Here is an 11,928-nt window from a genome sequence, read left to right on the forward strand (position 1 = left end):
TCAGAGTTCCTTGAGCACGGCGGGTTCGAGCCGGCGGAACGACAACCACCCGACGACCAGCACGAGCACGCTCCCGGCGACGGTGGTGGCGAGCAGCCGGGCGTCGGGGAACTCGTCCGGGTACCAGATCGCGTGGTGCAGCTGGAAGATGCCGACCAGCGGGTTCACCTCGTACGCGACCTTCAGCCAGCCGGGCAGGTCGGAATCCCGCACGAGGCTCAGCGGGTAGATGATCGGCGTGGCGTAGAAGAGCACCCGGATGACGAGCCGCATCACCCGCTCGACGTCGCGCATCAGCACGTTGAACGCGGACAGCAGCAGGGACAGCCCGATGAGCAGGGTGCCCTGGACGGCCACGGCGAGCGGCAGGGCCACCAGCGACCAGCCCGGGTGGACCCGACCGTGCAGGGTGTAGGTCAACGCCACGGCCGCGAGGATCGGCAGGCCGGCCGCGTACTCGGCGAACCGCCCGGCGACGCGGCCGATCGGGAAGACCTGCCGCGGGACGTTCATCGTGGTGATGAGCCGGGACTGGCCGGTGAGCGCGTTGGTGGCCTCGCTCAGCGCCGAACTCGTCCACATCCAGGCGAAGATCCCGGTGATGAGGAACAGGGGGTACGACTGCGCCGCCTCGCCCAGGTGGCGGCCCGTGTCACGGGAGTAGAGGACGCCGAAGACGAACCAGTAGATGGCGCCCATGCCCAGCGGCTCGATCAGCGACCAGACGTACCCGAGGACGGACTGCTGGTACTTCACCGCGAGATCGCGTCTGACCAGGATGCGCAGTGAGTTGCGGTGCGACCACAACGCCGCGACGCCAGAGGTCACCGCCGCCTCCCGCCTTCAAACGGACGACAGGTTAGCAGTCGGTGAACGAAAGCTCCGAGTCGGGCGCGCTCAGCACTCGATCACGTTGACGGCCAGACCGCCGCGTGCCGTCTCCTTGTACTTGACCTTCATGTCCGCGCCGGTCTCCCGCATGGTCTTGATGACCTTGTCCAGCGAGACGGCGTGCACCCCGTCACCGCGCAGCGCGAGCCGGGCGGCCGTGATCGCCTTGATGCTAGCCACCGCGTTCCGCTCGATGCAGGGGATCTGCACCAGGCCACCGACCGGGTCGCAGGTCAGCCCCAGGTTGTGCTCCATGCCGATCTCGGCGGCGTTCTCGACCTGCGCCGGGGTGCCACCCAGCGCCTCGGCCAGCCCCGCGGCCGCCATCGAGCAGGCCGACCCCACCTCGCCCTGGCAGCCCACCTCGGCGCCGGAGATCGACGCGTTCTCCTTGAACAGCACGCCGATCGCGCCGGCCGCCAGCAGGAAGCGGACCACGCCCTCGTCGGACGCGCCCGGCACGAACCGGGTGTAGTAGTGCAGGACGGCGGGGATGATCCCGGCCGCGCCGTTGGTGGGTGCGGTGACCACCCGGCCGCCCGCGGCGTTCTCCTCGTTGACCGCCAGCGCGAACAGGGTCACCCAGTCCATCGCGCGCAGCGGGTCGGTGCTGCCCGCCTCGGCCTCCAGGCTGCGGCGCAGCTCGGCCGCCCGGCGGCGCACCTTGAGACCGCCGGGGAGCACGCCGTCCCGCTCGCAGCCCCGCTCGACGCACTCGCGCATCACCCGCCAGATCTCCAGCAGGCCGGCGCGCACCTCGGACTCGCTGCGCCAGGAGAGTTCGTTGGCGAGCATCACCTCGCTGATCGACAGCCCGGTGGCCGCGGTGACCTCGAGCAGCTCCGCTCCGGTGAGGAACGGGTGGGGCACGCGGGTGGTGTCCGGGACGATCCGGTCCGCGCCGGCCGCCGCCTCGTCGACCACGAACCCGCCGCCCACCGAGTAGTACGTACGCGTCCGCAGGACGGCGCCCGTCTCGTCGTACGCCGCGAAGGTCATCCCGTTCGGGTGGTACGGCAGCGAGCGGCGGCGGTGCAGCACCAGGTCCCGGTCGGGGTCGAAGTCGATCTCGTGCGCGTCGAGCAGCGCGATCCGGCGTTCCGCGCGGATGCGCTCGACCCGGGGCCCCACGCCGTCGGTGTCGACGGTCTCGGGCGCCTCGCCGGTCAGCCCGAGCAGCACGGCGCGGTCGCTGCCGTGGCCGTGCCCCGTGGCGCCGAGGGAGCCGAACAGCTCGGCCTGCACCCGGGCGGTGGCGGTGAGCAGCCCGTCGGCCTTGAGCCCGCCCACGAACGTACGGGCGGCCCGCATCGGCCCCACCGTGTGCGAGCTGGACGGCCCGATACCGACGCTGAAGAGGTCGAAAACACTGATCATGGCTGCTCTTCCTCGCCGTCGTCCCGTCGTACGGGTTACGGCCCCTCGTGGTCGCCCGGGTCCGGGTGACCGGTGGGCCCCCGGGGTGTGGGGTGCCCAACCGGCGAGCCTACCCGGCCAGGTCACGCACCGCCCGGCGGTCCGGTTGCCGCCCCGGGCCGCCTGATCGAGCGCGATCTTCATCGGCGGCTCCGGAGTCCCTGGCGTCGGGCGGCCGCGCACGGGTAACCACCTACGGGTACGCGGGCCGCCAATCGTCCTGCTGACCGAGGGCGTGCTGGTCACCCGTTCCTACCGTGGATGTCAGACGCGGCACGCACCGCCGCAGAGTGGGAGTACGACGATGAGTCGCAAACTGGTCCGGCCCCGCCAGGGGCGCATGCTCGCCGGTGTCTGCGCCGGCCTGGCCCAGCGGTTCGGCATGTCCGCCGGCATGGTCCGGCTGCTGTTCCTGCTGTCGCTGCTGCTGCCCGGCACCCAGGTGATCGTCTACCTGATCCTCTGGGTCCTGATGCCGAACGAGGACCGCTACCTGGCCTCCGCCCACTGACCCACCCGCCCCCGGCGCCCTCCCCCCTGGCTTTCGTTGATCAAGAGCTTTGCGTCACGAAAGCCGTCGGATCTGACGCAAAGCTCTTGATCACCCGGGCGCGCCGGCGCGGGCCGGGGGTGGGGGGAGGGGTGGGGGCGTCGGTGGGCGTCAGGGGGTTACGTAGGTGACGGTCACCTTTTCGTAGCCGAGCGAGCCGAGCAGGCCCTCCAGCATCTTGCGGGTGTTCTCCTCGGCGCGGGCGCCGAGCCCGCTGTCCCGGGCGGCCGCCGTGATCCGCTCCTCGGCCAGCCGGTAGACCTCCTGCTGCCGGTTCGGATCGCTCGCGAAGACGTCGCCCAGCCGGTTGAGCAGGCCCCGCTTCTCCGCGAAGACGTAGCTCTTCTCCAGGTCCAGGTTGGTCTCGCCGAGCTGCGGCGCGGGAAGCTTGATCTCCACCGACTTGCCGTCGGCCGACTCGACGACCGCGCCCTCGGAGATCTTCGTGAAGTCGACGTACGCCTCGACGCTGCCCGCCCCGACGAACAGGGTCCGTTCGTTGAGCAGGAACTCCGGCACGTACTTGCGGTCGGTCTGGAGGTCGACGACCACCTGGAAGTTGCCCTCGGCCGCCACGTAGCGGCTGAGGTCCTGGATCGACTTCAGCAGCGTCGGCTGGCTGCGGTCGGTGCGCTCCTCGGCGAACGGGTTACGGAAGCTGGGCCACAACCCGCTGGCCTGCACGCCGAGCAGCACGATCACGGCGAGCGCCGCCGCGCCGAGCACCCAGAGCAGACCACGCGTGGCCCCACCCGCGGGCCGTGTGCCGGACTCCGGCGGCGCTGCCGGCTCGGGCGGGACGTCGGAGCGGGCCTTGAGCGCCTCTCCGGTCGGGTAGCCCGGGAACTCCCTGGTGGGCTCGTTGCTGTCAGCGTCGCGGGCCATCGCCCTCACCGTCCTCGTCAGACACTGGCGTCTGACAATGACGGTACGTCCGCCGTACGACAGCCGCTCGGCGAGCGGCCACACACGCTGTAACCGCAGGTCAGCGCGCTGATGAGGTCACCCGAACGCGTTGATCCCGGTCAGCTTCTGCCCGATCACCAACTGGTGGATCTCGGACGTGCCCTCGTAGGTCAGCACGCTCTCCAGGTTGTTGGCGTGGCGCATCACCGGGTACTCGCCGGAGATGCCGTTGGCGCCCAGGATCGTGCGGCACTCCCGGGCGATGGCCAGCGCCTCGCGCACGTTGTTGAGCTTGCCGACGCTCACCTGTTCGGGGCGGAGCCGGCCGGCGTCGGCGAGCCGGCCCAGGTGCAGAGCCAGCAGGTAGCCCTTCTGCAACTCGACCGTCATGTCGGCGAGCTTGGCCTGGGTGAGCTGGAATCCGGCCAGCGGCCGGCCGAACTGGGTGCGGGTGCCCGCGTACGCCAGGGCGGTCTCCAGGCAGTCCCGGGCGGCGCCGAGCGCGCCCCACACGATGCCGTGCCGGGCCTCGGTGAGGCAGCTCAGCGGCGCCTTGAGGCCGACCGCGTCGGGCAGCAGCGCGTCCGCCGGCAGACGGACGTCGTCGAGCACGATCTCCCCAGTCACGGACGCCCGCAGCGACATCTTGTGCCGGATCTCCCGGGCGCTCACGCCGGGCGTGTCCATCGGTACGGCGAAGCCGCGCACCCCGTCCTCGGTGCGCGCCCAGATCACCCCGACGTCGGCGACCGGTGCATTGGTGATCCACATCTTGCCGCCGGTGAGCACCCAGTCGTCGCCGTCGCGGCGGGCGCGGGTGGCCATCGAGGCGGGGTCGGAGCCGTGGTCCGGCTCGGTCAGCCCGAAGCACCCGATCGCCTCGCCGGTGGCCATCGACGGAAGCCAGCGCTGCTTCTGCTCCTCGCTGCCGTAGCGCCAGATGGCGTACATGGCCAGGGAACCCTGCACCGAGACCAGCGACCGCAGCCCCGAGTCGCCGGCCTCCAGTTCCAGGCAGGCCAGCCCGTACGCGACGGCCGAGGCGCCGGCGCAGCCGTAGCCCGTCAGGTGCATGCCGAGCAGGCCGAGCTTGCCGAACTCACGGGCCAGTTCGCGGGCGGGCACCTGGCCGTCCTCGTACCACCCGGCGACGTGCGGCCGTACCCGGTCGTCGACCAGCTGGCGCACGACGGCGCGGATCTGCCGTTCCTCCTCGCTGAGCGCGGAGTCCAGGTCGAGCAGGTCGAGCGGTGCGGAGGGGCGCGGGCTCATGGCAGTCACCCTAACGAAGGCTCAGCCGGGCGCGCTCACTCCACCGCCTCGGAGAGCACGAGCACCCGGGCGTGGATCTGGTTGCGCTGCTGCAACGCCGCCCGCAGCGCCCGGTGCAGGCCGTCCTCCAGGTAGAGGCCGCCGTTCCACTGCACCACGTGCGGGAAGAGGTCGCCGTAGAAGGTCGAATCCTCGGCGAGGAGTTTGTCGAGCGCCAGCTCGCGCTTGGTGGTGATCAACTGGTCCAGGCGCAGCGGCCGAGGCGGGATCTCCGCCCACTGCTTGAGCGTCAGGTTGTGCTCCGGATAGGGACGCCCGTCCCGGACCGCTCTGAAGATCACGACGGCACGCTCCCCTCCCCGTGGCCGGGCCGACCGACGGCACCGTGCCGGGTCGCGGCGTGGCACCGCACGGCGCGGCACCGATGACCGTGCCAGCCTAGCCGCCTGTCGCACACCGCGTTCTGCTCCCTGATGTCAGTTTCGCTACCCCTCGCCCGATCTTCAACGCGCGGAACCGGCGTGGCGTTCAACTCCACCGGCCGCGCCGGACCACCTCGTCGACCGGGCGGCGCCCGCGCCGCAGCGACGGTGACCGATGGTCGGCCGCACGGTAACCCACGGTGATCGCACCCACGGGTTCGAACTCCTCCGGTACGCCGAACGCCTCCCGGTACGCCCTCAGCCGCTGCGGGGGGATGCCGAAGAAGCAGGCGCCGAGCCCTTCGTCCACGGCGGTGAGCAGCATCAGCAGGGCGGCGAAGCCGGTGTCCACGTACCAGTAGGGCACCGGCCAGCGCTCGGTGGACCGGTCCGCCCACCCCTTGTCCGGCTCGGCGTACCGGTCGAGGTACGCCGACCGGTTGGCGTGCGGGACGACGATCAGGGGCGCGCGGCGCATGCCGGCGAGCCACCGCTCCCGGCCGCCGCCGCCCGGCGTGGCCGCCGCCCAGAACCGGTCCCGGTCGGCGGCCTCCTCCAGCACGAGGAAACCCCAGCCCTGCGCGAAGCCGGCGGAAGGCGCGCGGACCGCGTGGTCGAGCAGCCGCCGCACCACGTCGGGCGGGACGGGCCGGTCCGGGTCGTAGTTGCGGACCATGCGCCGTCGCCGGACGACCTCGGCGAACTCCATGCGGCTCCCCTCGCCGGTCAGGCGCCGGGCCGGACGCCCCAGACGCCCCGCCAGGTCGCGCCGGGCTCCAGCATGATGAGGTCCCGGCCGGAGCGGAACGCGTCGGGCGGGCAGGTCATGGGCTCGACCGCGACCGAACGGCGGTGCCGGTCGCCGGTGAGCGTGTCCCCGGTGAAGACCTGCCACCAACCGAACTCCCGGTCGGCCCAGATGGTCACGCCCGCCGAGCCGTCCGGGCCCGCGAGGCTCACGGCCGAGCCGCCGTCGGCGTCGCGGACCACCTCGCCGAACGACAGGTCGAGCACGGCGTCCCCGATGCGCCGCGGCTCCGTGAAGTCGTACTCGGTGCCCGCCACCTCGGTCGCCGCGATCGGCAGCAGCCGGTTGTCCAGCACCATCCGGGTCCGGCCGGGCACCCGCATCGACAGGTCGTCGACCCGCAACCCGGGCACCAACAGGTACGGGTGCACGGAGAAGCCGAACGGGGCCGGCTCGTCACTGACGTTGCGCACCTCGTGCTCGGCACGCAGGCCGTCCGGCCCGACGCTCCAGCGGCTGCGCAGGTGCAGCGACCACGGGTAGCCGGGCTGCGGGGGCAGCACGTAGCCGAGCGTCACCGCGTCCGCCGACTGCTCCAGCAGCTGCCAGTGCACCCAGTTGACCAGGCCGTGGATCGCCACGTGCCGCTCCGGCTCGGTGAGCGGCAGCTGGTGCGTCCGGTCGCCGACGGTGTACCGGCCGTCCCGGATCCGGTTCGGCCACGGCGCGAGCACCTGACCGGCGCAGCCGGGGCAGAGCTCGTCCTCGGCGTACCCGTCGAGCTGGTCGACGCCGTCGTACGCGTACGTCCGCACCCCGCCGCCCACCTCGACGATGACGGCCTCGTGGCCGGCGGCGGAGATGGTCCACTGGGCGCCCGAGGGGGGACGGTGGTGAGGGGTGTGCATGGGAGCGACCCTAATCCGTCACTCCCGGTCACCACCCGACGCCGTCGTGGCCCGACCGCCGTCGGCCGCCGCGGCGGCCGGTTCGCCGTCCCCGCCCTTCGCCCGGTCCGGCCCGGCCGGGGTGGCCGCGCGGTAGCGGAGCAGCGCCGGGAAGGCGACCGCCAGCACCACCACGAGCACCGCGGAGGCCACACCGCCGGCCACCCAGGCCACCCCGCCGCCGAAGGCGGCCGCCGTCGCGCCGGCCCGCAGGTCGCCGAGGCGCGGGCCGCCCGCGACCACCACGGTGTTCACGCCCTGGAGCCGGCCGCGCATCCGGTCCGGCGCGTACACGAGCAGCATGGTCTGCCGCAGCACGGCGCTCACCAGGTCGGCCGCGCCGGCCACGCCGAGCAGCAGCACCATGAGCCAGAGCTGGTGGGCGAACCCGGCCGCCGCGATGGCCACGCCCCAGCCCACCACGGCGAGCACCAGCCCGAGCCCCTGACGGCGCAACCGGCCGATCCAGCCGGAGGTGAGCCCGCCGAGCATCGAGCCGATGGCGATGGCGGCGTACAGCCAGCCGACCGCCCCGGCGCCGTCGAACCGCTCGTGGGCGATCTCGGGGAAGAGCGCGCGCGGCATCGCGAGGATCATCGCGATCAGGTCGACGCCGAACGAGAGCAGCAGCACCGGGGTGGTCGCCAGGTAGCGGAACCCGTCCACCACGCTCGCGAGCCCCGCTCTGCGCGGCGTGCCGTCGCCCTCCGGGTCCGGCTCCGGCGGCAGCGAGGGCAGCCGCAGGGTGGCCCACAGGGAGACCGTGAACAGCACGGCGTCCACGGCGTACGCGATGGGCAGGCCGACGTCGGTGTTCCACGACGCGAAGATCAGGCCGGCGGCCAGCGGGCCGACCACCGAGGCGGCCGTGAACGTGGTGTAGTTGAGCGTGCTCGCGGCCGGCACCAGGTGCTTCGGCACGAGCTTCGGCAGGATCGCGCTGCGGGCCGGCGAGGTGATCGCGAACGCGACCGACTGCAGGGCCACCAGCACGAGCAGCAGCACCGGGCTGCCCACCCGCAGCAGCGCCTGCGCGAGCAGCCCGAGCGTGGACGCCCAGAGCAGCACGGACCCGCCGAGCAGCACGGCCCGCCGGTCCCGGGCGTCGGCGACGGCGCCGCCCCAGAGCCCGAACACCAGCAGCGGCAGGAACCCGGCCACACCGAGCAGGCCGACCCAGAACGAGTCCCGGGTCAGCGCATACATCTCCACGGGCACGGCGACCGCAGTGAACTGGAACCCGAACGTCGCGATGCCGTTGCCGAGCCAGATCCGCCGGTAGTCGGTGACCCGCAGCGGCCGCAGGTCGATGGCCCAGCGGCGCGCACCGCGCGACCGGGCCTGCTGCGCCGCCGTCACGGCGCGAGCCGTTCGACGGTCCAGTCGCCGGCACCGGTACGCCGGAACCGCAGCCGGTCGTGCAGCCGGCCGGCCCGGCCCTGCCAGAACTCGACGGTCTCGGGGCGGACGCGCAGCCCGCCCCAGTGCGGCGGCGCGGGGATCGGCTCCTCGCCGGCGAACCGCTCCGCCACCTCCCGGTAGCGCTCCTCGAGCGTGGCCCGGTCGGGGACGACCTGGGACTGCGGGCTCGCCCACGCGCCCAGCTGGGACGCGCGCGGCCGCGTCGCGAAGTACGCCTCGGTCTCCGGCCGCGGCAGCGGCTCGACGGTGCCGGCCACCACCACCTGGCGCTGCATGGGGAACCAGGGGAAGACCAGGCTGGCGTACGGGTTGGCGGCCACCTCGGTGCCCTTGCGCGAGGCATGGTTGGTGAAGAAGACGAAACCGTCCGGGTCGTAGCCCTTCAGCAGCACGGTGCGCCCGCTGGGCCGGCCCGCGACGTCGGCGGTCCCGACGACCATCGCATTCGGCTCGGGCAGCCCGAAGGCCACCGCGTCGGCGAACCAGCGGGCGAACTGGGTGTGCCAGTCGCCGGCCAGCTCGGCCTCGGAAAGGCCCCGGTCCGCGGCGTACTCGTTACGCATCGCGGCCGGGGCTGGTGTGTCGCCCGTCACGTTCCCACTCCTTCTCACCGGGCCGGCACGCGCCGCGCGCGGCTGGCCAGCCCGTCCCGCCCCAGTCTTGCCCAGCGCGTGACGGGATGCGCGGCCGGGGATGTCGCGTGCGGCACAGTCGTCGCGGGTCGCGTACTCGGTTACTCAGCAGGCAAGATGTTCCGAACACATCCCTGAGGGTCGCCTAAGGTGCTCGACCGGCTGGGCCGGGTTGAGGCTGACCGGGCGCACCGGACCAGAAGCCAGGAGAGCGACATGGCCGACTTCAAACCGGGACTGGAGGGCGTCGTAGCCTTCGAGACCGAGATCGCCGAACCGGACCGCGAGGGCGGTGCGCTGCGGTACCGCGGGGTGGACATCGAGGATCTCATCGGCCAGGTCTCCTTCGGCAACGTGTGGGCGCTGCTGGTCGACGGCCGGTTCGGGCCGGGTCTGCCGCCCGCGGAGCCGTTCCCGGTGCCGGTGCACTCCGGCGACATCCGCGTCGACGTGCAGTCCGCGGTCGCGATGCTCGCCCCGTACTGGGGGCTCAACCAGCTTCTGGACATCTCCGACGAGCAGGCCCGCGAGGACCTGGCCCGGGTCTCGGTGACCGCGCTCTCGTTCGTGGCGCAGTCCGCCCGTGGCCTGGGCCTTCCGGCGGTGCCGCAGAAGGAGATCGACAAGGCGTCCACCATCGTCGAGCGGTTCATGAAGCGCTGGCGGGGTGAGCCGGACCCGCGGCACGTCAAGGCCGTCGACGCGTACTTCATCTCGGCCGCCGAGCACGGCCTGAACGCCTCCACGTTCACCGCCCGGATCGTGGCCTCCACCGGCGCGGACGCCGCGGCCTGCATCTCCTCCGGCATCGGCGCGCTCTCCGGGCCGCTGCACGGCGGCGCGCCGTCGCGGGTGCTGAACATGCTGGAGTCCGTCGAGCGCAGCGGCGACGCCGAGGGGTACGTCAAGGGCGTCCTCGACCGCGGCGAGCGGCTCATGGGCTTCGGGCACCGGGTCTACCGGGCCGAGGACCCGCGCGCCCGGGTGCTCCGCCGCACCGCCAAGGAGCTGGGCGCTCCCCGCTTCGAGGTGGCCGAGGCGCTGGAGAAGGCCGCTCTGGAGGAGCTGCACAACCGCAAGCCGGACCGGGTGCTCGCCACGAACGTCGAGTTCTGGTCGGCCGTGGTGCTCGACTTCGCCGAGGTGCCGGCGCACATGTTCACGTCGATGTTCACCTGCGCCCGGATGGGCGGGTGGAGCGCGCACATCCTGGAGCAGAAGCGGCTCCAGCGGCTCGTCCGGCCGTCGGCCCGCTACGTCGGCCCCGGCCCGCGCAAGCCGCAGGAGGTCGAGGGCTGGGACGCCATCCCGCACGGCGTCTAATCCCGTCGTCGAAGGGCCCCCGCCGCGCCGATCCGGTCGCGGCGGGGGCCCTTTGCCGTCAGCGGGGTCGGGCGGCTGTGGCGTACGCCTCAGCGCCGGTCCTGGGACCGGAGGCGGGTGGGACGGCGGGAGATGGAAGGATGAGGTTTCGGCAGTGCCGCCGGACCAGGCTCGGATCCCGGCCGGCGCGCGCCCGCGCCCGCCGAGGAGTCCGCGCCCGCCAGCTCACCCGGGCCCCGGCCCACGCGGAAGGATCTTGAACACCGTGGCTGACGCACCGACCATCCGGATTCCCGACGAGATCAAGCCCGCCGACGGCCGGTTCGGCTGCGGCCCGTCCAAGGTCCGTCCGGCGGCGGTGTCCGCCCTCGCCGACGTGGCCACCAGCTACCTCGGCACCTCCCACCGCCAGAAGACGGTCCGCGACCAGGTGGCCCGGCTGCGGCGCGGGATCGCCGAGTTCTTCTCGCTGCCCGAGGGCTACGAGGTGGTGCTGGGCAACGGCGGCACGACGGCCTTCTGGGAGGTCGCCACGTTCGGCCTGGTCCGCGACCGGGCCCAGTTCGCGAGCTTCGGCGAGTTCGGCGCGAAGTTCGCCAAGGCGGTCAAGGACGCGCCGTTCCTCGGCGAGCCGACCATCCGCAAGTCGGAGGCCGGCAGCGCCCCCGGCCTGGTGGCCGAGGCGGGCGTGGACGTCTACGCCACCCCCCACAACGAGACCTCCACCGGCGTGGCGGTGCCGATCTCCCGCGTCCCGGGCGCCGACGAGGGCTCGCTGCTGCTGGTGGACGCCACCTCGGGCGCGGGCGGCCTGGACGTCGACGTCGCCGAGACCGACGTCTACTACTTCGCCCCGCAGAAGTGCTTCGGCTCCGACGGCGGGCTCTGGCTGGCCCTCATGTCCCCGGCGGCGCTGGAGCGCGCCACCGAGGTCAAGGCGTCCGGCCGCTACATCCCGGCGTTCCTGGATCTGGTCACGGCCATCGACAACTCGCGGCTGGAGCAGACCTACAACACGCCGGCGCTGGCCACCATCTTCCTGGCCGCCGAGCAGACCGACTGGATGAACGCGCAGGGCGGCCTGGCCTGGGCCGCCAAGCGGACGGCCGAGAGCGCCGCCATCGTGTACGGCTGGGCCGAGCGTTCCGCCGTGGCCACGCCGTACGTGGCCGACCCGGCGCTGCGGTCCAACGTGGTCGCCACCGTCGACTTCGTCGACGGGGTGGACGCCTCGGCCGTCGCCAAGGCGCTGCGCGCGAACGGCATCGTGGACACCGAGCCCTACCGCAAGCTGGGCCGCAACCAGCTCCGGGTCGCGCTCTTCCCGGCCGTCGAGCCGGCCGACGTCGAGGCGCTGACCGCGTCCATCGACTACGTGGTGGAGCGGCTCTAGCCGGGG

Annotated in this window: 11 protein-coding genes and 1 pseudogene; 3 read left to right on the forward strand and 9 right to left on the reverse strand. The window is 72.9% G+C overall.

Going from position 1 to position 11,928, the window contains the following annotated elements; genetic code table 11:
• Window positions 1-828, reverse strand: a complete 828-nt coding sequence (locus D7193_RS09015; protein WP_120778812.1) for an ABC transporter permease — start codon at window positions 826-828, stop codon at window positions 1-3.
• A gap of 69 nt (window positions 829-897) precedes the next feature.
• A complete protein-coding gene (locus D7193_RS09020; protein ID WP_120778813.1) occupies window positions 898-2,268 on the reverse strand; it encodes an L-serine ammonia-lyase in 1,371 nt (456 codons plus the stop codon).
• A 343-nt stretch (window positions 2,269-2,611) separates the two neighbouring features.
• Here D7193_RS09020 and D7193_RS09025 point away from each other — a divergent pair, with 343 nt between their 5' ends.
• Window positions 2,612-2,818 (forward strand): PspC domain-containing protein, encoded by a 207-nt coding sequence (locus tag D7193_RS09025; RefSeq protein ID WP_120778814.1) that lies wholly within the window; start codon window positions 2,612-2,614, stop codon window positions 2,816-2,818.
• Window positions 2,819-2,968: 150 nt separating this feature from the next.
• Here D7193_RS09025 and D7193_RS09030 read toward each other — a convergent pair whose 3' ends face one another.
• The 7 genes and pseudogenes from D7193_RS09030 to pdxH form a co-directional block, all read right to left on the reverse strand.
• Window positions 2,969-3,742 carry a DUF4230 domain-containing protein gene (locus D7193_RS09030; RefSeq protein WP_120778815.1) on the reverse strand — a complete coding sequence of 258 codons (774 nt, stop codon included), beginning with the start codon at window positions 3,740-3,742 and terminating at the stop codon, window positions 2,969-2,971.
• 117 nt (window positions 3,743-3,859) lie between these two features.
• Window positions 3,860-5,035 (reverse strand): acyl-CoA dehydrogenase family protein, encoded by a 1,176-nt coding sequence (locus D7193_RS09035; RefSeq protein ID WP_120778816.1) that lies wholly within the window; start codon window positions 5,033-5,035, stop codon window positions 3,860-3,862.
• Window positions 5,036-5,070: 35 nt separating this feature from the next.
• Window positions 5,071-5,376: a type II toxin-antitoxin system VapB family antitoxin gene (locus D7193_RS09040; protein ID WP_091593012.1), complete on the reverse strand. Its 306-nt coding sequence runs from the start codon at window positions 5,374-5,376 to the stop codon at window positions 5,071-5,073.
• Window positions 5,377-5,563: 187 nt separating this feature from the next.
• Window positions 5,564-6,166 carry a nitroreductase family protein gene (locus tag D7193_RS09045; protein ID WP_120778817.1) on the reverse strand — a complete coding sequence of 201 codons (603 nt, stop codon included), beginning with the start codon at window positions 6,164-6,166 and terminating at the stop codon, window positions 5,564-5,566.
• Window positions 6,167-6,183: 17 nt separating this feature from the next.
• Window positions 6,184-7,113: an aldose 1-epimerase family protein gene (locus D7193_RS09050; protein WP_120778818.1), complete on the reverse strand. Its 930-nt coding sequence runs from the start codon at window positions 7,111-7,113 to the stop codon at window positions 6,184-6,186.
• Window positions 7,114-7,212: 99 nt separating this feature from the next.
• A pseudogene (locus D7193_RS09055) lies at window positions 7,213-8,511 on the reverse strand (MFS transporter); the annotation flags it as partial.
• Entirely contained in the window at window positions 8,508-9,137 is a 630-nt protein-coding gene (pdxH, locus tag D7193_RS09060; protein ID WP_174242603.1) for a pyridoxamine 5'-phosphate oxidase, read from the reverse strand. The gene pdxH and the pseudogene D7193_RS09055, both read right to left, overlap by 4 nt.
• Before the next feature lie 285 nt (window positions 9,138-9,422).
• Here pdxH and D7193_RS09065 point away from each other — a divergent pair, with 285 nt between their 5' ends.
• Together D7193_RS09065 and serC are read left to right on the forward strand one after the other, a co-directional pair.
• Window positions 9,423-10,529, forward strand: coding sequence for a citrate synthase 2 (locus D7193_RS09065; RefSeq protein ID WP_120778821.1), 1,107 nt, complete (start codon window positions 9,423-9,425; stop codon window positions 10,527-10,529).
• Window positions 10,530-10,794: 265 nt separating this feature from the next.
• Window positions 10,795-11,922 (forward strand): phosphoserine transaminase, encoded by a 1,128-nt coding sequence (serC, locus tag D7193_RS09070; RefSeq protein WP_120779367.1) that lies wholly within the window; start codon window positions 10,795-10,797, stop codon window positions 11,920-11,922.
• The last annotated feature ends 6 nt before the right edge of the window (window positions 11,923-11,928 follow it).

This window comes from Micromonospora costi (genome assembly GCF_003626655.1).
In the GTDB taxonomy this organism is placed as follows: Bacteria; Actinomycetota; Actinomycetes; order Mycobacteriales; family Micromonosporaceae; genus Micromonospora; species Micromonospora costi.